This is a genomic window from Pseudotabrizicola sp. (genome assembly GCF_030656345.1).
Taxonomy (GTDB): domain Bacteria; phylum Pseudomonadota; class Alphaproteobacteria; order Rhodobacterales; family Rhodobacteraceae; genus Pseudotabrizicola.
Genome location: NZ_JAUSNR010000014.1, coordinates 33583 through 55094, shown reverse-complemented (window position 1 = coordinate 55094; position 21512 = coordinate 33583). Strand labels below are relative to the sequence as shown.

The window sequence follows — 21512 nt, the reverse complement described above, 5'->3', positions numbered from 1 at the left end:
GCGACGCTGCTATTTTGCACGCTGCGGCTTCAGGGGCACGGCCGCATCATGATAGCCCTGCCACGGGTCCGCCGACAGCATTGCCAGCCGGTTGCTCAGGTTGCGCACTGTGAAATGGTCCGGCCCTATGTCGGGGCCAAGCTCTTGCCAGCTCAGCGGGGCAGAGACCGCAGCCCCCGGCCTGGCACGTGTGGAATAGGCCGCCACGGCCGTCGCGCCGCGCTGGTTGCGCAGATAGTCGATCAGGATTTTGCCGCGCCGTTTTGCTTTGGCGATGGTGGCAACATAGCGATCCGGCGCATCTGCTGCCATCGCGGTTGCCACTGCTTTGGTAAAGGCCTTGACCTCGGGCCAGCGCGCATGCGGCTTCAGCGGCGCCACCACATGCAGGCCCTTGCCGCCGGATGTTTTGACAAAAGCACTCAGGCCAGCGTCTGACAGGCGTTCGCGCACCTCAAGTGCCGCGTCGATCACCTGTGACCAGCCGACCCCCTCGCCGGGGTCAAGATCCATCACAATGGTGTCGGGCCGTTCCCAATCGTCCAGCGTCACCCCCCAGGGATGGATTTCCAGCACCGCCGACTGGACCAGGGCAATCAAGCCATCCAGCGAGCTGATGCTGATCAGCGCGCCTGACCCGGGCTTGGGGTCTTTGACCTGATCAATCTTGGCGCTGATCCCCCGCCAGGCGTGTTTTTGAAAGAAGGTCTGCCCGTTGATGCCTTCGGGACAGCGCAGCAGGGCAAGCGGGCGGTTCACAACGTAAGGTGCCATTCTGGACCAGACTTCGGTGTAGTAATCGGCCAGCCCTTCCTTGGTGACACCGGTTTCAGGCCAGTACACCCTATCGGGATGAGTCAGCTTGACCGTCGGGCGCGGCAAAGCGGATTTGCCCGGCGGTTTCGTCGCAGGCTGTTCGCGCGTAATCTCGGCGGCGGGCTTGTCCTCACGCAGCCCGCGAAACGAGGCGTGGCGCAGATGGCCGTCCGCCGTCCACGCCCGGAACTCGACCTCGGCCACCAGTTCAGGGTGCACATAGCGCAACCCGCTGGCCTGCTGCCGCGTCAGCGTGTCGGCAAACGGGCTGTCAGGGGCGGCTATCGCCTCCAGCCGCGCAAACAGATCCTCGGCCACCTTTGCGGTGAACCCGGTTCCGACCCGCCCGACGTGCTGCAACGCATCGCCCTCATACACCCCCAGCACCAGCGACCCGATCGCCTGCCGCGACGTGCTTGACGGGGTATAGCCGCCGATCACGAATTCCTGCCGGGCCGAGCATTTGGATTTGATCCAGCTTTTCGCCCGCCCGCTGCGATAGGGGGCATCGGCCAGTTTCGACACGATGCCTTCCAGACTCAAGCGGCAGGCATGGCGCAGCACCAGCGCCCCGCCCTCATCGAAATGCGTGCTGTAGTGCAGAGTCTGGCCCGCCTCTGTCAGAGCCTGTTCCAACAGGGCTTTCCGGCGGACCAGCGGCACGGCGCGCAGATCAAATCCGTCCAGATAGATCAGATCGAAGGCGTAGAACCGGAACCGGTCGGCGCGGCCTTCGCTCAGATCCGCCTGCAGCGCCGAAAAGTCCGACGCGCCGGTGCCGGTTTCCACAACCAGCTCGCCGTCGATGATCGCGTTTTTCAATGGCAGAGATTTCAGGTCCTTGAGCAGCGGGCCGTCGAACCTGTCCGTCCAGTCCAGCCCGCTGCGGGTCAGCAGCCTGACACCCCCGGCTTCGATCCTTGCCTGCAGGCGATAGCCATCAAATTTGATCTCATGCAGCCAGCGCGCGCCGGTGGGGGCTGCGGGGGCGAGCGTTGCCAGCATCGGCTCGACAAACTCCGGCATCGCGGCCTTTTTTGCGCCCTTCACCTGTGCGGGGTCAGGGGTCTCACCGGGTTCATCAGCCGTTGCCGGGTCGGGTTTCGGCGCGGTCTTCCTGCGCTTTGGGTCTGGCTCTGGCGGCTGCGGTTCTGCCCCAGCCGCCACCGCATCAATCCCGCGTCCAGTCTTCACCGAGTCTGGCCGGTCGGTCAGAATATCCGGCGCGTCATCGGGTTGGGCAAAGCTGTCATCTGCCTTGATCAGCAGCCAGTTTTCGCGTTTCTCACCGCGCTTTCCCTGCATGCGCACCAGATGCCAGCGACCGCCCAGCTTTTCGCCGGTAAGCTCAAACTCCAGATGCCCTTTGGCGTACCCCTTCGCCGCATCGCCGACCGGGGCCCAGGTGCCGCGATCCCAGACGATGACCGTGCCGGCACCATAGGAGCCTTTGGGGATCGTGCCCTCAAAATCTCCGTAGTCCAGCGGGTGATCTTCGACATGCACGGCCAGCCGCTTTTCGCCCGCCACCAGACTTGGCCCCCGCGTCACGGCCCAGCTGCGCAGCACGCCGTCCATTTCCAGCCGCAGATCGTAGTGCAGCCGCCGCGCCGCGTGTTTCTGGATGACAAAGCTGTCACCGCGTTTGCGCGCCCGCTTGCCCTTCGGCTCTGAGGTTGCCGAGAAGTCGCGCTTTTGCTGATATTCCTGCAGCGCCATTGCCTAGCCCGCCTTGCGCTTTGGCGCTTCGGGCTTTTTGCTGCTGCGCGGTGCTTTCGCCTTGCCGCTTTTCTGCGCGCTCAGGCGCAGTGCCTCGCGCAGGTCGACAACGGTGTCGCGCTTGGGTTCGGGGCGCGGGGCAATCTTGCGCCCCTCAGACTTGGCCTTGACCAGATCTGCAAGCGCAGCCTCGTATCTGTCATCAAACGCTGCGGGGTCAAACTTACCGGATTTGGTTTCAATGATGTGGCGCGCCAGATCCAGCATCTCGCCGTCCATCTTGATCTTGGCGATGGATTTGAAAGCATCTTCTGCCGACCGGACCTCGTAGTCAAAATTCAGCGTCGTGGCGATCAGACCGTTCCCGTGGGCGCGGATCATCACGGTGCGCATCCGGCGGAACAGCACGGTGCGCGCGATGGCCGCCGTTTTCGTCGCCACCAGCCCATCACGGATCAGCGCAAAGGCTTCGGCAGCGGCGGCACCGGTGGGGGCAAGGTAATAGGGTTTGTCGAAATAGGTGTCATCCACTTCACCACAGGGCAGAAACGCCTCTACCGCCAGCACCTTGTCGCTGCCGGGGATCGCGGCTGCGATTTCTTCAGGTTGCAGGATGATGTGCTCCCCTTCCGACAGCTCATAACCTTTGACCTGATCATCCTTTTCCACCGGCTTGCCGGTTTCGGAATCCACGAACTCCCGATGGACCCGGTTGCCCGTGGCGCGGTTGATCGTGTGAAAGGATATCCGGTCAGACGTCGACGCCGCCGTGTAAAGGGCGACCGGGCACGCGACCTCGGCGATTTTCAGCGTGCCCTTCCAGTTTGCGCGCGGTGCCATCGGTTTTCCATGCCTGCCGTTGCCCATCCGACTTCAACCGCATGGAACGGCAAAGGTTCCCGGGGCAGCGCGCAGGCCATCTGCGGGAACAAATGCGGCGCAGCGCCGTTGCCGCTGGACAGCCAGGAAAGGACTTCGCCATGACCCCAGCAGACCGCACCCCGGAGGAAAAGGGCGTTGCGCCCGACACGCTGCGCGAAAAGGCAAAGGCGCAGGACAGCGACAAACCTGCGATCCCCGGCGGGCGCAACCCGGACTCGGCAATGTGCGAAGACAAGGTTCATCCGGGCCGGATCGACAAAAGCAACGACTGCTGAGGGCGCGCAATGGCCCCGCGCCCGTTCTGGAAAGGATACCTGAAACTATCGTTGGTGACCTGTCCCGTCACCATGACACCCGCCATCACGGCATCGGAAAAGGTAAGCTTTCACACGATGAATGCCAGAACCGGCAACCGGGTCGTCAGCCGCTATGTCGATGCGGTCAGCGGCAAGCCGGTGCGCGATGGTGACGAGGCAAAGGGCTATCCGCGCGGTGAAGACGACTATGTCGTGCTGGAAGATGACGAGCTGGACAGCGTGGCGCTGGAAAGCACCCGCACGATCGACATTGAAACCTTTGTGCCAGCGGACTCGATCGGCTGGATCTGGTACGATCGCCCGCATTTCCTGTCGCCCGCCGACCGGGTGGGCGAAGAGGCATTTTCCGTCATCCGTGAGGCGATGGCAGCCACCGGCACCGTGGGCATCGCCCGGCTTGTCCTCTACCGGCGCGAGCGCGCGGTGATGCTGAAACCGCGGGGGCAGGGCCTTATCGTCTGGACCCTGCGCTATGGCGATGAAGTGCGGGACGAGGCGGATTATTTTGGCACCGCAACTTCCGAAAAACCCGCGCCTGCGCTGATGAAACTGGTGAAGCGGCTGATCACCGAACGCAAGGCCGACTGGTCACCAGAGATGACCAAAGATCCGGTACAGGACCGGCTGCTCGAAATTCTGGCGGCCAAGAAGAAGGGCCGGAAAAAGCCCGCCAAAGCGAAGGCGAAGGCCGGGACTGCCGACAATGTCGTGAGCATCCTCGACGCCCTGAAACGCAGCTTGGCGACAGAAAAGCCGGGAGGGTGATGTGTGACCTGCGATCTCTCTGCGATGCGGGAACAATAGGCTCGCCTTGCCGGTTTCAACCAAAGTCAGTCAGAGGAGATGATGTGATGACAGAACGCGAACATCTGATCCGGGAGCGTGCCTTTCAGCTGTGGGAAGATGATGGCCGCCCCGAGGGAAAAGCGATGCAGCATTGGGAACGTGCCGAGGCGGAAGATCTGGTGCAACGTGCGACCGAAGTGCGCCCGGCCGGTGAGACCAGCATGAAAGATCCGCCGGAAGGCTGGAGCATTGTGGACGAACAATCGGATGAATCCTTTCCGGCAAGCGACCCGCCCGGAAACTACTGAACCGCCCGGCGATCTGCACCGGCTCTTCAGTCCGGATGCAGATCGCCGGACTGGCCTGCCGGCTTTTCACGAATAAACTCTGACTATTCCTGCTCCACATCAGCGGCCAGCAGGTTCGTGCTGTCATTGTCGCTGATTTCCGCATCGACGATGTGATGGATCGCATCGGTCTGCGCCATCCCTCCCATATCGCCGTCCACCTTGCCCGCGACCCCGTCGGTCTCATACAGCTTTTGCTGTCGGGCGACCTGGGCCCCGGCGGCCTCGGCGGCTGCAACCACACGCCTCAGGGCATTGCTGCGGGCACCCTCAAAGCTGACTCCGGCAGTTGTGACCCAGCCGACGCATTGAAACCGCACGCCTGTCTCGCCGATGCTGGTGGCCAGAATCGATGGCCCCGGCTCGCGCAGCACAAATTCCGCCTGCTGCAGCGCCGCAAGCATGATGGTGTCCAGCCCGCCGAGGGCGCCAGTCGAAGTGATGTCGAGGTCAAAGCGGAACCGGCGGCGGGGGTGGCGGGTGTAGTTGATGATGCGGGATTTGAACACCGTGGCGTTGGGAATGCTGATGTGGTTTCCATCCGGCGAGATCAGGATGGTCGCCCGCGACGTCAGCCTCACGACATTGCCGATATCGCCACCGATCTCGATCAGATCCCGGGGCCGGAAGGGGCTGCGCAGGCTGAGCATGATCGAGGCGATGAAGTTTTCAACGGAGTCGCGCACCGCGAAACCGACGGCAAGCCCGAAGATGCCCGCAGCCCCCAGCACAGTGCCCAAAAGTGCTGATGCGCCCAGTATATCCAGCGCGACCACTGCACCGGCAAGCACTGCCGCAACCCGCACCACCTGGCGGAACACCTCGGCCACAAATTCGTTCGGGGCCAAGCGGTTCCAGGGCTGTCTGAACTGCGCGAAACGAAAACCAACCCAGATCACCAAAGCTCCGGCCGCCACGGCGATCAGCAGAACCGGGATGATGGCGATCCATGCATTCACCCGACGCATCAGCCGGTCGAGCACGGGTGTGACGCGTTCACGGACATCGGTGGTGACTTCCACCGAATTCTGAACCGCGACGATGCCTTCGACACGGTCGGCAATCTGGTCCAGTGCCTGCAACTCTTCGTAGCTGAGCACCCGGCCAGTGAGGACGACCACGCCGCCGCGGACAGTGATGGCAACGTTCTGATACCCCTCCAGATTCAGCAGCACTTCCTGCAGGCGCTGACGGATGCGCGCGTCATCTGCCGCCGTCAGTTGGGTCGAGATCGGGGCGTCGGTCAGTTGCGGCGCGGCATCGGTCTGGGACGAGGCCGGCACGCCAAGGCCGAGCGGCAGAAGCAAGGAAAGGACAATCAGGACCTGACGCGCGAAGCCGCGCGGCCAGACTGCCGGAAGCCAAGGCCGATGATCTGTGAATGCCCGCATATCTTTTCCTTTCAAATACCCTCACCGCCCTGCGACGACAGAAAGGCCAACAGCCTTGTTTCGTTCCGACGCAGGTCGGCACGGTTTGTCGCATCGAGAGCCTCAAGCAGATTTACCCGCTTTATGGCGGGCAGGTCTGCCAAAGACAAAACCTTGGGGTGAATATAGGATTTTCGGCTGATCGCGGGCGTGTTCTGAAGCCGCTCTCCCGCAGCCTCTGCCATGAGCCGGATCGACAGCGGCTGCGTCGGCTCCAGCGCGAGGGCGGTCTCGAACGCGGCAAGGGTGCCACCCCATGTCCGGAACGTCTTGGCGGTCAGTCCTTCCCCCGCAGCATCTGCCAGATAGGCATTCACATCCGACGAGTCGACCGGGCAGGGCTTGCCTGCCGCGTCGATATAGGTGAACAGATTGCGCCCCGGCAGGCCTTCGATCTGTTGCATGATACGGTGAAGACGCTTGTTGCGCAGGGTTTGCTGAACGCGTTTGCCGCCCTTGGACCGGAAGCGCAGATGCACGGCATCGTCGCTGAGGCTCAGGTGGCGGCGCAGCAGGGTGGTGGCGCCGAATGACCTGTTCTGCGCCGCATAGGCCGCATTGCCAACCCGGAGATAGCCGCGATCAAGAAGCAGCAGCAATGCTGCAATCGTGAAGCGCTTGTCCCCCAGATCCCCGCGCAGATCGCGCAGGATCTGCCGACGTAGCCCCGGCAGCGCCTCGCCGAAACGGGGAAGCTGATCGAACTTTGTCTCGGCCTGAGCATGCGACCACAGCGCGTGATAAAGATACTGCTTGCGGCCGCGCGCATCCCTTCCCGTGGCCTGAAGATGGCCGTCCGGATGCGGACAGATCCATACATCGACATAAGCTGGCGGAATGCCCAGAGCGCTGACCCGCGCCCGCTCGGCCCCGGTCAGGACTTTTCCATCCGGTCCGATATACGCATACCCTTTGCCCGCCCGTCGGCGCAGAATTCCGGGACTGTCGTCTGTTACATGCACAAGGTTTGCCTTCCCGGAAGGTTCAGGTTGCGCGGCCTTTCCTCTGCCCACTGGTAAAACTCCCTGCGCCTTGCCCTGTGGCAGCGCCCCATTGCCAACAATGCACCGGCGGGTCAGTTCCCTGCACATCCGGTTTCTTGTCAGCTTGCCTTGCGGTCATCTCTTCCGGGTGAGGAACCCAATGGCCCGCCGTTGGTTCTACACAGACAACAGAGGACAGCGCGAGCCTGCCTAAGGGTCAGACACGCCATCGCCTCTGACTCCTCTTTGCGGCCCAGGCGGGCCAGCGATTAATCTGAAAAGGAAGCAAGCCATGACAGATATTTCCAAAGCACGGATCGCTATTCTGGCGACCGATGGCTTCGAGCAATCTGAACTGCTGGAGCCCCTGAACCAGCTGCGCGCGGCCGGTGCAGAGGTCAAAATCGTGTCGCTGGAAAGCGGCAGCATCAAGGGTTGGAACGAGAAAGACTGGGGCCAGTCCGTTGATGTTGATTTGACCGTGTCTGACGCGCGGGTCGAGGATTTCGACGCGCTGGTCCTGCCCGGCGGCCAGATCAACCCGGACATCCTGCGCGCCGATGAAACAGCGGTCGGGTTTGTGCGTGACTTTTTCAACTCGGGCAAGATCGTGGCCGCGATCTGCCATGCGCCGTGGCTGCTGATCGAAGCCGGCGTCATCAAGGGGCGCAAAGTTACTTCCTATGCGTCGATCCGGACCGATGTGCAGAACGCCGGCGGGGTCTGGGAAGACAGCGCGGTGGTGACCGATCAGGGGCTGATCACCTCGCGTCAGCCGTCGGACCTCGACGCCTTTTGCGCCAAAATCATCGAAGAGGTGAAAGAGGGCCGCCACAACCACCGCAGTGCGGCCTGAGGACCCTGTGCGCCGACAGCGGTTTCGCTGTCGGCGTGCCGGACTTAAGGCGCGGGCGTTTCGAGGGTGGGTCCCGCGCAATGCGACGGGACCCACCAGTTGTTTACATAGCGCTGTCCGAATTGCGCATTCCTTTTGACGCCAGCGGCATCCGCTTGCTGGCTTTGCCCTGCTGCGCATCGCCGTTCTGCGCGTTGCCCTGGGGCTGTATGGAATCGTCCGACATGGCCAGGTCCGTCATCGCATCCTGATCGCCGGAACCGGCAGAGCCCGCCGATGCGGCGGAGAATTCGTCACAGGCCTGTTGCCAGTGCTTTTGATCGCAACCGTCAGGATAACCTTCGGCCACCCAGATGGCATAGGCGCGTTGTCTGATCCGTTCTTCATCGTGGTCCATTGCAGTCTTCCTCAACCGGGTTACATGCGGCACTTCCGTGCCGGAACTTGGAAACCTGCAGTCACGATATTTGTTCCGGGAGGCCTTGGCCGTCGTGGCTTCGAAATCAAGCCGTCACTCGTCCCTTTTCCGGTTGCGCTGCCAGGGCCATCGGCCCTCGATCTCGACCTCCAGTGTAAAGCTCAGGAAGGTGCGGATCAGAACGATCATTGCCAGCTTGCCAAGGCTTTCCGGTGTGGGGTCTATGGTGACCGTGCCAACGATATCCGACGCGATCAGGAATTCGACGCCGATCAGGATGCTCTTGGCCAGATGGGTCCGGAACTGGTCAAAGATCTGCTTCCCATCGCGGCGCTGCAACATGCTGCGCAACGCCGACCACACCGCAAACAGCGCACCTGCCACAATTGCAAGGACTGCCGCCGCCTCCAGAAACTGGGCGAGGGCATCAAGGTATACCTGGCGCAGCTCAAGGGCCATCGGTGCGGGCCTTTCTGCGCCGGGGCGGATCATGCACCGCCCCGGCGTCAACTTCGGTTACCGGGTCAAAGGCCGGTGACAAGCCCGCACAGCTGACTCAGGTTGGCCGAAGCCTGCTCGGTGGTCAGGGTACCAGTGGCACCGGCATCACCGGCCTGCGCCGCCGCAGCCGCTTCGGCTGAACCGATGGTGCTGAGCGCGCCGTCTGCGCCTGGCTCTGGCGTCGCGGATGCCGCGTCATCCGTCCCAGCGGGGTCCGCGTTCACGATCTGGCAATGCTGACGCACGCGGTCTTGCTGTTCGGGAGTCAGATTGGCCCAGTTAGCAGAGATCTCGGCGTCACTGCGCAGCGTGCCGCTGCTGATGTCGTCAAAAAACGCCTCATTGATCGGGTCGTCCCAATCCAGCGGCGTGCCGGTGGCGGTGATGCCGGTGTCGGCCCCGCTCGCCGCGTCCTGAGCAAAAACAGCGGTGCTGGTGCCAAGCGCGACAACAAGCGGAAGCGCCAGTCCAAGGGTGATATTGCGGGTCATGTCATCTCCTTTTTAGGGAATTGGTCTGTTCCGTGAGTGCGGATTGCGACAGGTCTTGTCGGGGGTGAGGGAGTCGCAACAGCAAGCGGCGACGTTTCGCCACCTCCCGCAGGCGTATTTCAGATCTGCGACCCTGCGCCGCCCGTGCTGTCGGTGCCGCTCCGCTTCACCCGCAGATTGTTCTGCACATGACTCACGCCCGACACGGCATCCGCGCAATCTTCGGCATAGCGTTTGGCATAGCGGGAGGCGACTTCGCCCGACAGCGTGACTTCGCCCCCTTCTACCGTCAGCTCGATATCACTTGCATCAAGGCGCGGGTCGTCGCTGAGCCGGTCGCTGACATCCTCGCGGATACGCTCATCTGACCGCTGATAGCCGCGCGGGCCTTTGCCACGGTGGTCCTGATCACGCCGGCGGGCGGCGTCTTCGTCGCCGAACCACGAGGCGATTTCATCCCCTGCGCGAGCCATCACCCCGCGTTCATTGCCGCGGGCATAACCGCCGCGGGACGCGTCAGCGCGGTATTCATTCTCGCGCCAGCCCTCGGTGCCTGACACGCCTGCACCATAGCCCAGCCCGCCCGACGCCATACCGCCGCCATAGCCAAAACCGGCAACGAAAGAATCTTCTGGTTGACGCGCGCGTTGCGGGTCCATGCCAGCCGCGCGTTCATCATAGCCGCGCTGTTCTTCATACCCGCGCCGCTCAGGATTGCCGCTCCAGTCGCCTTGTTGCTGAGGACCGCGACCCTCGCCTTGCCAGTTCCGCGCATCTTCGTCGCGACTGCCGCCGCGCTGGCTGCGGTCGGATCTGCGGTCGTCGTATCGTGAATTCGCCATGTCCATTTTCCTCCTGAATGGCATCTGTTCTCATCCGCGAGCGGCGCGGAAGTCGCACAAAAGAAACCAGCGGGGGCGGCAAATGTTCCGCTTTGCGCGACGGCAACGGCGGGGCGGCGATGTGTCAGACCTCCATGTCGGCAATGATCTTGTCAGGCGTCGCAGGCAGATTGCGCACCCGGACACCGCAGGCATTGTGAATGGCGTTGAGGATCGCCGCCCCGGCTCCGCAGATGCCCAGCTCGCCCAGACCCTTGGCATGCAGCGGGCCGACAAAGGTGTCGCTTTCAGCCAGAAAATGAACCTCCAGCGGCGGAACATCGGCGTGGCAGGGGATGTGATATTCGGCCAGATCGCGTGTGACCATATGGCCATCGCGCGGGTCATGCTCGATCACTTCGGTCAGCGCCATGCCAAGGCCAAAGCTCATGCCGCCCAGACATTGCGAGCGGGCGGTCTTTTCATTGAGCACCCGGCCGCAGGCAAACACACCCAGCATCCGGCGGACCCGGACCTCGCCGGTCCAGCGGTTCACCGCGACTTCGGCCCAATGGCTGCCCCATGTGGCCTGCCGCACGGTATCTTCGGTCTTGCCGGGTTCAAGATGACCATCGCCTTGCAGGTCATCCTGCAGCAACGCGTCCAGCTGGTGTGCGACATTGCCGGCGCGGGCCTCACCGTTGTGCAGGGTGAGATCGGCCTCGTCACACCCCATCAGCGCCGCAATCTGGCTGCGGATTTCTGCGCAGGCCAGATAGACTGAGGTGCCGCTGGACGCCGCCCCAAATGACCCGCCAGACCCGGATGAGGCGGGAAGCTCGGAATCGCCCAGCCTGACCGCCACCCGGTCCACCGGCACCCCCAGCGTCTCGGCGGCAATCTGGCCAAGGATGGTATAGCTGCCGGTGCCGATATCGGTCATATCGGTTTCCACCACGGCGTGACCGTCGGCACGCAGGGTGACACGGGCGCGGGACTCGATCAGCGAATTCACCCGCACTGCAGACGCAACGCCCATGCCGATGTACCATTCCCCCTCAAGACGCTGCCGCGTCGGGCGTCGGTCGGACCAGCCAAAGCGGCTCGCACCTTCGCGCAATGCCTCGGCCAGTTTGTGGCTGGAAAACGGGCGGTTGGTGCCGGGTTCGGTTTCGGGAATGTTGAGCAGGCGCAGCTCTACCGGGTCGATTCCTGCCACTTCGGCAAGCTCGTCCATCGCGCATTCGAACACCGTCGCCCCAACCGCCTCACCGGGGGCGCGGACCGACCCGGCGCAGCTGCGGTGAATGCGGGCGATGGCATGGCCGATCTGCCGGTGTGCGGCCTGATAGGTAAAGGGCGTGGCCTGCGTGACCGGCTCGGAAAAGCTGACGCCGGGCAGATTGGACACCAGCGCATCATGCCCGATGCCGGTCAGTTTCCCTTTGGCGTCGCAAGCCAGCCGGATGCGCTGGCGGGTTTCCGACCGGCGGTGCGCCAGATCGAACACTTGCTGGCGTGACATGACGACCTGAACCGGCCGCCCCAGCTGCTGCGCGGCAATTGCTGCGGCAACAGAGTCGGCGTTGATCCCCAGTTTCGACCCGAAGCCGCCGCCGACATAGGGGGCCAGCACCCGCACCTGACCGGGTTCGATCCCCAGCGCATCGGCCAGTTGCTCGCGGCTGGACGCCAGCATCTGATACCCCGCCCGCACGGTCAGATGATCACCCGACCATTCGGCGATGGCGGCATGGGGTTCCATCGCGGCAGAGGTATGCGACGGGGTATGCCAGACCTGATCGATGCAATGCGCCGCATCGCGCATCGCGCGGTCCAGATCGCCGGTGGCGGATTGCTTTTCCTTTGGCCGCTCCGGTTCGACCGCTTCGGGGTCAACCGGCACATCGCTGGGCTCATAGGTGATGTCCAGCGCCTGTGCTGCCGCCCGCGCGGCCTCAAAACTTTCGGCCACCACGACGGCGATGGCTTGTCCCATGTATTCCACCTGATCCGGCCCCGCCGTGGGGCCTTCGCTGGCCATACCCTGCGCGGCATAGCGGATCAGGCGCGGATCGTGGATCACCGCCAGCCCGCCGGGGGCCTCGCCGATACTGATCACCTTACCCGCCGGGATCGCGGCCTGCACCAGCACGCCGTACAGCATCCCTTCCGGCCGCGCCTCGGCGGCATAGGTGGCGCGCCCGGTGACTTTCAGCGGCCCCTCCAGCCGGTTGACGGGTTTGCCCAGCACACCCTGCGCCATATGGTCGAGCGGGCTGTCGGGGATCGGGGCATCTACCTTCAGGTGGCGGGTCATGTTGCGGCCTCCAGGCCGGTGGCGTCGCGCAGGGTGGCAATCAGGGTGCGGCGCAGCAGCGGGATCTTGAAATCATTGCCGCCATGGCCTTCGGCCTGTTGCAGGATCAGATCGGCAGCTTGTCCGAACAGTGCGTCTGACGGTTGCTTGCCGGTCAACAAAGCCTCGGCCCCCGCATCGCGCCACGGCTTTGCGGCGACGCCGCCAAAGGCCAGTGCGGCGCTGGCAATATGCGTGTCTTCCATGGTGACAATCGCCGCCACCGACACCAGCGCAAAGGCATATGACGCGCGGTCGCGCACCTTGCGGTAGCGTTGCTGCCCTCCGGTTGGCGCGGGCAGAATAACGGCGGTGATAATCTCGTCCTCGGCCAGAACCGTTTCCACATCCGGCGTGTCGCCGGGCAGCAGGTGGAAGTCTGCGAGCGGCACCCGGCGGGGATTTGGGCCGTCAATCTCGACCGCCGCATCCAGCGCGCGCAGGGCAACAGCCATGTCGCCGGGATAGGTGGCGATGCAGGCAGACGAGGCACCCAGAATGGCATGATTGCGGTTGATCCCGCCAATGGCGGCGCAGCCCGTGCCGGGGTTGCGCTTGTTGCAGGGCATACGGCGGTCGTAGAAATACGGGCAGCGGGTGCGTTGCATCAGATTGCCGCCTGTGGTCGCCATATTACGCAACTGTCCGCTCGCCCCGGCCAGGATGGCGCGTGACAGCAGCGGATAATCGCGGCGGACCCCCGGATCGGCGGCCAGATCGCTGTTTCTCACCAAAGCCCCGATGCGCAGCCCATCGCCTTCTGGCTCAATCTTGTCCAGACCCGTCGCGGTGATGTCGACCAGCGCCTCTGGCATCATGACCTCGTGCTTCATCAGGTCCAGCAGATTGGTCCCCCCGGCGATGATCGTGGCACCGGCAGGCCGGTCTGCCAGCCACTGCGCACGGTGGTAGGTAAAGGGTTTCATGCCGCGTCCCCCTGCTGTTCCGCAGCTTGGCGAATGGCGTCGACGATGTTGGCGTACGCAGCGCAGCGGCACAGATTGCCGCTCATCCGTTCGGCAATTTCGGCATGGGTCAGCATCATCGGGCCGGTCAGATCCTTACTGGCATGGCTGGGCCAACCTGCGTCGATTTCCTTCAGCATGGCGGTGGCCGAACAGATCTGGCCCGGCGTGCAATAACCGCATTGAAAGCCGTCATGGTCCAGAAACTGCTGTTGCAGCGGCGACAGCGCCTCGGGCGTGCCCAGATCTTCAATGGTGGTGACCGGCTGATCCTGCACCATGCAGGCCAGCGTCAGGCATGAATTGATCCGGCGGCCATCGACCAGCACCGTACAGGCCCCGCACTGGCCATGATCGCAGCCCTTTTTGGTGCCGGTCAGCCCCAGATGGTGCCTGAGCGCATCCAGAAGAGTGGTGCGCGGATCAAGCGTCAGCTGGTGCGAGGTGCCGTTGACGAGGAGAGAGATCTGCATGGGGCCTCATGGGTCTGGCTACGGGCTGGACAGGCGTTGGCGGGCGATTGGGGCCGCGTCGGCTGGGCGCTGAAAGGAAGGCTTCGAAACGTCAGTCTTGCGGGATCGGGGCTGGTTCTTCAGGCGGGGTTTCTGTGCCGGGCGCGGCGGTATCGTCGGGGATCGGATCGTCTTCGGTGGCCTCTGCGGGCGCGCCCGTGTCTGGTTCTGCCGTGGGCGGCACAGCTGCACCCGCCGCCTGAACCCGGTCGCTGTCGACGGGGGCGTCAGTGATGCTTCCGTCCGCCGCTGCGACCCGCCAGACGGTGTTGCCGGCATCATCGGCGATCAGCAGCGCGCCGGTGCCGTCGATGCCAAGGCCCACCGGGCGGCCACGGGCCTGATCATCCTGCAAAAACCCGGTCACCACATCCTGCGCCATGCCATTGGGCACGCCATTGGCAAAGGGCACGTAAGACACTTTGTAGCCGTTGAAGGTATCACGGTTCCAGCTGCCGCGCTGACCGACAAAGGCACCGTTGGCATAGGCTTCCGGCATCGCCGCGCCGTTGGTGAACACAAGACCCAGCGCCGCCACATGGCTGGACAGAGCGTAGTCGGGCGCAATTGCCGTTTCCACCAGATCGGGCCGGGCGGGGCGCACACGCGCGTCGACATGGTTGCCGAAATAGCTGTAGGGCCAGCCGTAGAATGCACCGTCCTGCACCGAGGTCATGTAATCGGGGACCAGATCGGGGCCAAGCTCATCACGTTCATTGATCACCGCCCACAACATCCCGGAGTCGGGGTTGAAGGTCAGCCCGTTGGGGTTGCGCAGGCCCGAGGCGTAGATCCGCGCGGCACCAGTGGCGCGGTCAATCTCCCAGATCGCGGCGCGGCCCTTTTCAGCCTCCATCCCGTTTTCGGCGGCATTCGAGTTTGATCCGACCGACGCATACAGCATCGTGCCATCCGGGCTGAGTGCCAGATCCTTGGTCCAGTGATGGTTCAGCGGACCGCCGGGCAGGGGGGTCAGGACAGTTGGCGCAGCGGTGATGGTGTTCTCGCCAAGCGCATAGGGATAGCTTTCCACGCCATCCGCCGCCGCGACATAAAGCGTATCGTCAATCCAGGCGAGGCCGAAGGGCGAATGCAGCCCGGTCAGCAGATCATGGCGTTCATCGACCACGCCGTCACGATCCGTGTCGCGCAGCAAGGTGATCAGATTGGTGTCACGATCCGGCCCGCCACCGCCAGCGGCAAATCCCATCACCCAATCGCGGATATAGTCTTTCGGACGAAAGCGCGGCTTGTCTTCCGGTGCGCGCGACTGAACCACCAGCACATCGCCATTGGGCAGGGTGTGAACCGTGCGCGGATTGACAAGATCGGTGGCATAGGCGGCAATGGTCAGGCCTTCGGGCACAGTCGGAGTCTGACCTTCGGCCCAACCGACCACTTCGGCCACCTTCACGGTGGCGAGCAGATTGACGTATTGCGGTTCCGGCAGATACGGGTCGGGACCGATCTGGCGGGTGATGTCGAATTCGCCATCTGACGTCTGGGCAAAGCCCGCAAGCGGCAGGGTGAACACAAGCAGTGCCGCTTTGCCGCATAGTTTCAGCGTCTGATACGGGACATGGGCCGTTGGTGTCATCAGGTGTCGTCCTTGTTCGGCGCGGAGAAAGGGGCGTGGTCAGATATACGGGCGATGCAGGATGGCACGGCGTCGCAGGACAGCCGAGCCAAGCATCAACAGACAGGTCAGTGCCGAAAGGCCGACACCCCAAGGCACAATTGCCGTCCAGCCATCACCAGCGTGCAGCAGGCTGTTGACCACGGCACAGACCAGAACGGCAAGGTTCAGAAACACGATGGCGCCCATCGGCCGATGCCGGTGAACGGCAAGATCGATCAGCCAAAGCACACAGGCGATGCCGCCCGCGATCAGCCCGAAAAACAAAAGCCAGGACGAAAAATCTTTCCACATCAGGACAGTCGTCTGAATATAGGCAATATCCGTAAGCAGCGTCAGCGCGAAAAACGCCGCCGCAAAATAGCTGAGTGCATTCAGCCCCGGCAGCGGAAGATAGACAACGCCGCTTTGGCGGGCGTAGATCGGGGTCATGTTTGGGTCCTTTCGCAGGCGCTGTCGAAAACAAACACCGTTTGCGCCGTTTTGTTCCCTTGCACGGCTTTGTGCAGGCGCGGCAGCGCCATCAATCCGCCCCAAAAAGGGTCAGCCGTTCACAGAGAGGGCAAATCCAAGCGCGAGCGCAAAGGCAAAGGCGATCACGCAGGCGGCAAGCAGGCGGGCGTAGGTCTGACGCATGAGGTTACACCATATCAAAGACTTCGAGGTCGATCTGTCGCGCGGAAACGCCCATCTTGCGCAATGCCTTGATCACCGCTCCGGTCATCGGTGCCGGACCGCAAAGCATATGCGGCCAGCTGCGGGACCGATCCGGCAGATGGCGTTCCAACACAGCCTCGTCGATCCGGCCGGTCTCGCCGGTCCACCCATCGGGTACCTCTTCAAGGACATGCACGATGGTCAGGTCGATATCCTGCGCAATCCTGTCCAGCTCGTCGCGAAAGGCCACCACGTCCAGCGTTGCATTGGCATAGATCAGGATAACCGGGCGCGGGTCCTTGCGCGATTGCAAGGCGTGCAGATTGGCAATTACCGGGGTGATTCCGACCCCGCCGGCGACCATGACAAACCCTTCGGCTGCGGCTTCGCGGTCTATCGAGAACGTGCCGAACGGGCCGTCAACATAGGCAACCGCGCCGGGCTGGGTTTTGATCAGCCGCCCGGAATCGTCTCCAAGCGCCTTGATCGAGACTGAAATCTGGGGTCCCCGGTCCGGCGCGGTGGAAATGGTGAACGGATGTTCCTTCATCGACCACGGCGAATGCCCGATCGACAGCCAGGCAAACTGCCCCGGTCGCCAGGCCGTCAGCGGTCGGCCTTCGGGCCGCAGTGTCAGTGTGTGGACGCCGCCGCCCTCGTCTTCGTTCGAGACCACCCGCCAGGGATTGAAGGTCTGCACCAAGGGCCGCACCAGCCGCGACCACAGGATGAAACCAACCCAGACAACCGTGACGCCGATCCACAGGCTGCGCGTATCCTCCATCGCGCTGTATTTGCCCACTCCCAGCACATGCGCCACCGCCGCCGCAAAACCGATCACGGCAAGCGAGACGTGAATGACCCGCCACCAGTGATAGTCCAGTTTGACCCGTTTCCTCAGCTCCGAGGTGACAATCAGCGCCGCGAAGCACAGCAGCGCCAGTCGCCCCAGGGTCAGCTCCCAGCGGGCCTTCAGCGGGTTGAGCACGCCAAGCGCGGGTTCGTACCAAAAATAGAGCACGCCAAAATGCGCAAACATCAACGCAACCGCGCCCCAGCTGAGAAACCTGTGAAAAACATAGACGATATCGGCCCCGAACGGGCTTGTCAGCACCCTGATCCGTCCGGTCAAGGCGAACTGGATCGCGGTCAGTGACAGCGCCGCAAAGCCGCATCCCATCGAGAAATCCCACAGCACACCTATCGGGGGCGGGCGGAAATCGCCGGTCAGCAGCACAAAGAACGGCAGGGCGATCACCGCGAAACCTGCCGTCAGCCAGAACCCGGCATGCAACAGCACCACGGCCGGATGGTCAGCCGTGCGGATGAATTTTTCCGGCTTCTGGTGCAGTTGGGGCGCTTTGCTCATCTCCAACCAACGGTGATGAAGGCTGTGTCGTTCCATCGGGTCGGCATAAAATGCCCTGCGGGTCTGCGGCCCCCGGTCATGGCCGCCATTCCTCGGCCTGCATCGCAGGCGTCTGGCGCAAAGAACCGCAGGCAGGGCATCTGCCGGGATCGTCGCGCAGCAACCCGCAGCCGCAACAGCAGTTCGGCCCGTCACCGGGCGGCGGCGTGCCCAGTTCCGGCGGTGGCACAATCGCAAGGCCCAATCCCGGCGATCTTGCCGGAAAGGCTGACAGCTGGCCCGAAGGCTCGATATAGGCGTGGCTGACCGACGCCAGATTCATGACGCCCTTGAGGCGCAACATCTCCAGCAACTCGTACCCGCTGATCTTGTTGACGCTCAGACCATCGCCCCGGATATGGCCGTCACGCAGCACCTCGTTCGGCACGCCGTCGATCACCGCCTTGGCCTTGGTCCAACGCCGGATGACCACGTCAACTAACTTGTCGAGGCAGACAATCCCAAGCACTACCAGCATGGCGTGAATCAGCGGTACATCCGGATAGAACAGCGAATCCCCGACCGCTGAACCCAGCGCAATCACCAGCAGGAATTCGGTCAGCGACAGCTGCGCCACACTGCGCCCGCCGATCCAGCGCAAAAGCACCAGGGTCCACAGCCAGATGACGGCGATGCGGAATACGATTTCCAGAAGAAACAGCGGCGGCTCGTCGCCCATGAACATGCGCATCCAGTCAAACGCAACCACAGGCTGATCCATCGTCATCTCTTCTGCAGGAGGGGTTCAGACTGCGACTGGTGCGCTGTCCAGTCTTTGTTCGGCCTTATGCCGGGGCATCTGGCTGCGATATGGCAGATCTGCATCCAGCGCCAAACGTCAGCATTTTGCCATCATTGACCGCGCACGTGCGGCGGCAAGCACGGTTTCGCGGATTTCACTGGCAATCGTGCCCTGAATCAGATCCGCACTGTCCGGCACCGCCCCCGGATCTTCCTGCTGATCTTGCATCACGGACAGCGAATCCAGAACCTCTTCCAGATCGCGGCCACCCTCTTGCTGCAGCATATGGGCAAGGATCTGCGCCAGCACCTTGCGCTGCGCCAGCAGACGGCCCTCGACGGCTTCCATCGACAGCACATTGGTGTCGCCCATCGGCATTTCCGCTTTGGTCGTGTCTTCAGTGTGATCAGCCATACTGGTCTCCGTTTCTGCTCCGGGATTTTCCCCAATCACAGGTCAAACCGCGCGATGTGGGTGGTTCCGCTGTGCGCGAAACCACCCGCTATCGAAAGCCAAGGGACAGGGAGCATATTGGCTTTCGATAGCTCAGGCTGTCGCATGGACTGCCTGATTGATGGCACCGCCCGCAAGACCGGACAGCGCGTCGTTGGGTGCCGGTTCGTCTCTCATCTCTTGCCTTTCGGCATGCTGCGATCAGATTTCAGTTTCGCCATTCTGCCGGATCAACAAAGAGAAGATGGATTGGTTCCACTGCCTGAGAAACCGCGCGCGTCGCGGCCAGCACAGCCTTGTCATATTCAACGCCAAGTTCAGTGCTTCCTGCCGGACCGCGGGAGCAAAGGCTTTGGAGGTAAGCGTGGCTCCGCCGCCTTCCGTCAGCACGCTGGCGGTCAGGGCCTTCGCACTGTAGATTCAGGCTCAGGTTGCAACCCGGGTTCCAGATGCAGGACGTGACGGACCGCATTTACGAGGCCGCCTTCCAGCCCGAATGCTGGCCGGCGACGCTGAACGACCTTGCCGCAGCGTCAGGATCGCTGGGCGGGGTGCTGCAGGTCGTGCGCCGGGGCGATGCGCCGCGCTGGACTGCCTCGGCTGAGGTGCAGGGTGCCTTTGCAGCCTACGCGCAGGCAGCAGATTTCACCGCAACGCATGAGCGTGCTGCACGCTGGGTCGCCCGGGGGCAGAGTTTCCTGCGCGATATCGATGTCTTCGACCCGGCCGACCTTGTCGCCGATCCGTCGCGCAAACTGCTGGCCAGTCTGGGGCTGGGCCATCAGATCGGTGCCATCCTGCCGCTGCCGACCGGCGATACCGCCTGCTTTACCTTTGAGCGTCGTCTGGCTGACGGGCCGCATTCAACCCGCGCACAGAACATCCTGAACAGCCATCTGTCCCACCTCGCACGGGCCGGGATGATGGCGGCGCGGCTTGGGCTGGAACTGGCCCGCGCGCGGGTCGAGGCGATGACCCAGATCGGCCTGCCGGCCGCGGTGCTGCGGGCGGACGGTCAGATCGTGGCAATGAACGCTGCCCTGCGCGCCATGGATGACCTGATCCTTGCAACTCCGCAGGGCAAGGTGACGCTGGTCGCGCCGCGCCAGAGCCATCGGCTTTCCGTTGCCCTCAACGCGGTACAGGCCGAGGCTGCCGCCGCCTCTATCCCCTTGCGCAACGGCAGCAATCTGCGGCCTGTGGTGCTGCATCTGCTGCCCCTGCGCCGCACGGCGCGTGCGCTGTTTCCAGGGGGCGACATCATGCTGGTGGTGACGCCGCTGGCAGTGACGCGGATGGTCCCTTCGGTCGAGGCGCTGTGCGGCTTGTTTGACCTGAGCCTGAGTGAGGCGCGGCTTGCCGCTGCCCTTTCTTCCGGACGCACCCTCGCAGAGGCGGCCGCCGAGGCGGGAATCACGGTCAAGACCGCCCGCACCTATCTGGAGCGGGTGTTCCAGAAAACCGTCACCCATCAGCAAAGCGAGCTGGTCGCGCTGTTGAAAAGCGCGCCATGGCTGCCATCGCCCGATACCGGACCGACGATCCCCGGCATATGACGACTGACCCCCCGGCAAGCCCGTGCGACGGTCGCACTTTGTTTGCTCCGGATTGTGTTCATGTCATTGATTGCGTTTGCACTGGCCTATGCGTTGATCACCATCACGCCGGGGCCGAATTTCCTGACTGTGCTGCACTGTGCCACCACCGGCACGCGGGGCGATGCGTTGCGGGCGGCGCTGGGGGTCGGCGCAGGGGCGGCCAGCCTTGCCGCGCTTGTTCTCGCTGTAGGGCAGCACCTGCCGCTGAATGACAGCACCCAACCCTATCTGCGCCTGTTGTTTGCCGCCCTGCTGATCCGTGGCGGACTGATCTGCTTTGCGTTTCAGGGCATTCCCGGACAGGTGTCACCGCTTGTGGGGGATATAAGGCGCGGCGGCGACCCGTTTCTGCGCGGGATGACCGTCGCCATCTGCAACCCGTTTACCGGCATTTTCGTCCTGTCCGCCTCTGCCACCCTGATCAATGCGGGGGCACCAGCCACGGTACTGACCGTCGCCCTGTCCATCTTTGTGATCGCAGGGGGATGGCTGGCCGTCATCGCCGTTGCCGCAACCTCTGGCATGGCTGCGCGCGCGATCGGCGCACGATCAGAGCTGATATCCGCCTGTGTCGGCTTTGCGCTGATCGGGATGGCGGTACATGTGGTCTCGGGCCTGTGGATCAACTGAGCCAGCGCGGTTTCAGACCCTCTTGCCAGTCAGGCACGTTCCCTCTACCTTCCCCTTAACCGTTGGGGTGCCCTGTCATGGGGCTGAGAGGCGAAAGCCAACCCATCGAACCTGATCCGGGTCATGCCGGCGTAGGGAACGGTGTAGAAGGGGCGCATGTGCCCCCATTCCGTCTCCTTGCGATA

22 protein-coding genes and 1 riboswitch are annotated in these 21512 nt (G+C 63.3%); of the genes, 6 read left to right on the top strand and 16 right to left on the bottom strand.

The annotated features are described in order from the left end of the window. Positions 1-9: 9 nt before the first annotated feature. Together ligD and Q7J44_RS07750 are read right to left on the bottom strand one after the other, a co-directional pair. Complete coding sequence (gene ligD / locus Q7J44_RS07755; RefSeq protein WP_304878654.1) at positions 10-2535, bottom strand: DNA ligase D; 2526 nt, start codon at positions 2533-2535, stop codon at positions 10-12. 3 nt (positions 2536-2538) lie between these two features. Further along, entirely contained in the window at positions 2539-3375 is an 837-nt protein-coding gene (locus Q7J44_RS07750; protein ID WP_304878652.1) for a Ku protein, read from the bottom strand. Between the two features lie 140 nt (positions 3376-3515). Between Q7J44_RS07750 and Q7J44_RS07745 the strand changes: the two genes are divergently transcribed. The 3 genes from Q7J44_RS07745 (at position 3516) to Q7J44_RS07735 (ending at position 4828) form a co-directional block, all read left to right on the top strand. Further along, entirely contained in the window at positions 3516-3692 is a 177-nt protein-coding gene (locus tag Q7J44_RS07745) for a hypothetical protein (protein ID WP_304878650.1), read from the top strand. 9 nt (positions 3693-3701) lie between these two features. Next, positions 3702-4499 (top strand): Ku protein, encoded by a 798-nt coding sequence (locus Q7J44_RS07740; protein WP_304878648.1) that lies wholly within the window; start codon positions 3702-3704, stop codon positions 4497-4499. Between the two features lie 86 nt (positions 4500-4585). Further along, a complete protein-coding gene (locus Q7J44_RS07735; RefSeq protein ID WP_304878646.1) occupies positions 4586-4828 on the top strand; it encodes a DUF2934 domain-containing protein in 243 nt (80 codons plus the stop codon). Positions 4829-4911: 83 nt separating this feature from the next. Here Q7J44_RS07735 and Q7J44_RS07730 read toward each other — a convergent pair whose 3' ends face one another. Both Q7J44_RS07730 and Q7J44_RS07725 read right to left on the bottom strand, forming a co-directional pair. Continuing rightward, positions 4912-6258, bottom strand: a complete 1347-nt coding sequence (locus Q7J44_RS07730; protein ID WP_304878644.1) for a mechanosensitive ion channel domain-containing protein — start codon at positions 6256-6258, stop codon at positions 4912-4914. 11 nt (positions 6259-6269) lie between these two features. Continuing rightward, positions 6270-7259, bottom strand: a complete 990-nt coding sequence (locus tag Q7J44_RS07725) for a DNA topoisomerase IB (protein WP_304878642.1) — start codon at positions 7257-7259, stop codon at positions 6270-6272. Positions 7260-7572: 313 nt separating this feature from the next. Here Q7J44_RS07725 and Q7J44_RS07720 point away from each other — a divergent pair, with 313 nt between their 5' ends. Further along, entirely contained in the window at positions 7573-8136 is a 564-nt protein-coding gene (locus tag Q7J44_RS07720; RefSeq protein WP_304878640.1) for a type 1 glutamine amidotransferase domain-containing protein, read from the top strand. Positions 8137-8239: 103 nt separating this feature from the next. Here the strand turns inward: Q7J44_RS07720 and Q7J44_RS07715 are convergent, their stop codons facing one another. From Q7J44_RS07715 to Q7J44_RS07660, 12 genes are all read right to left on the bottom strand, one after another. Further along, a complete protein-coding gene (locus Q7J44_RS07715; RefSeq protein WP_304878638.1) occupies positions 8240-8533 on the bottom strand; it encodes a DUF2934 domain-containing protein in 294 nt (97 codons plus the stop codon). A gap of 114 nt (positions 8534-8647) precedes the next feature. Then, complete coding sequence (locus Q7J44_RS07710) at positions 8648-9013, bottom strand: DUF1622 domain-containing protein (RefSeq protein WP_304878636.1); 366 nt, start codon at positions 9011-9013, stop codon at positions 8648-8650. Positions 9014-9078: 65 nt separating this feature from the next. Further along, positions 9079-9546 (bottom strand): hypothetical protein, encoded by a 468-nt coding sequence (locus Q7J44_RS07705; RefSeq protein WP_304878634.1) that lies wholly within the window; start codon positions 9544-9546, stop codon positions 9079-9081. 119 nt (positions 9547-9665) lie between these two features. Beyond that, positions 9666-10388, bottom strand: coding sequence for a BON domain-containing protein (locus Q7J44_RS07700; protein ID WP_304878632.1), 723 nt, complete (start codon positions 10386-10388; stop codon positions 9666-9668). 124 nt (positions 10389-10512) lie between these two features. Beyond that, complete coding sequence (locus tag Q7J44_RS07695; protein WP_304878630.1) at positions 10513-12687, bottom strand: xanthine dehydrogenase family protein molybdopterin-binding subunit; 2175 nt, start codon at positions 12685-12687, stop codon at positions 10513-10515. After that, positions 12684-13652 (bottom strand): xanthine dehydrogenase family protein subunit M, encoded by a 969-nt coding sequence (locus Q7J44_RS07690; RefSeq protein ID WP_304878629.1) that lies wholly within the window; start codon positions 13650-13652, stop codon positions 12684-12686. Before Q7J44_RS07690 ends, Q7J44_RS07695 begins: the two co-directional genes overlap by 4 nt. After that, positions 13649-14164, bottom strand: coding sequence for a 2Fe-2S iron-sulfur cluster-binding protein (locus Q7J44_RS07685; protein ID WP_304878628.1), 516 nt, complete (start codon positions 14162-14164; stop codon positions 13649-13651). The genes Q7J44_RS07690 and Q7J44_RS07685 overlap by 4 nt, the downstream gene beginning before the upstream one ends. Before the next feature lie 91 nt (positions 14165-14255). Beyond that, on the bottom strand, positions 14256-15800 hold the full coding sequence (locus tag Q7J44_RS07680; RefSeq protein ID WP_304878627.1) for a sorbosone dehydrogenase family protein: 1545 nt from the start codon (positions 15798-15800) through the stop codon (positions 14256-14258). A 39-nt stretch (positions 15801-15839) separates the two neighbouring features. Then, the gene (locus Q7J44_RS07675; protein WP_304878625.1) at positions 15840-16271 is read right to left on the bottom strand and encodes a DUF2231 domain-containing protein; all 432 of its coding nucleotides are present in this window, start codon (positions 16269-16271) and stop codon (positions 15840-15842) included. Between the two features lie 208 nt (positions 16272-16479). Further along, the gene (locus Q7J44_RS07670; protein ID WP_304878623.1) at positions 16480-17865 is read right to left on the bottom strand and encodes a ferric reductase-like transmembrane domain-containing protein; all 1386 of its coding nucleotides are present in this window, start codon (positions 17863-17865) and stop codon (positions 16480-16482) included. A gap of 76 nt (positions 17866-17941) precedes the next feature. Continuing rightward, the gene (locus Q7J44_RS07665) at positions 17942-18625 is read right to left on the bottom strand and encodes a DUF421 domain-containing protein (RefSeq protein WP_304878621.1); all 684 of its coding nucleotides are present in this window, start codon (positions 18623-18625) and stop codon (positions 17942-17944) included. 117 nt (positions 18626-18742) lie between these two features. Beyond that, on the bottom strand, positions 18743-19060 hold the full coding sequence (locus Q7J44_RS07660; RefSeq protein ID WP_304878619.1) for a hypothetical protein: 318 nt from the start codon (positions 19058-19060) through the stop codon (positions 18743-18745). 488 nt (positions 19061-19548) lie between these two features. On the opposite strand from Q7J44_RS07660, the gene Q7J44_RS07655 reads away from it, so the two are divergent. Both Q7J44_RS07655 and Q7J44_RS07650 read left to right on the top strand, forming a co-directional pair. Then, positions 19549-20655, top strand: coding sequence for a hypothetical protein (locus Q7J44_RS07655; RefSeq protein ID WP_304878616.1), 1107 nt, complete (start codon positions 19549-19551; stop codon positions 20653-20655). A gap of 60 nt (positions 20656-20715) precedes the next feature. Beyond that, complete coding sequence (locus Q7J44_RS07650) at positions 20716-21327, top strand: LysE family transporter (RefSeq protein WP_304878614.1); 612 nt, start codon at positions 20716-20718, stop codon at positions 21325-21327. 53 nt (positions 21328-21380) lie between these two features. Next, positions 21381-21482, top strand: a riboswitch (TPP riboswitch). Positions 21483-21512 lie beyond the last annotated feature (30 nt).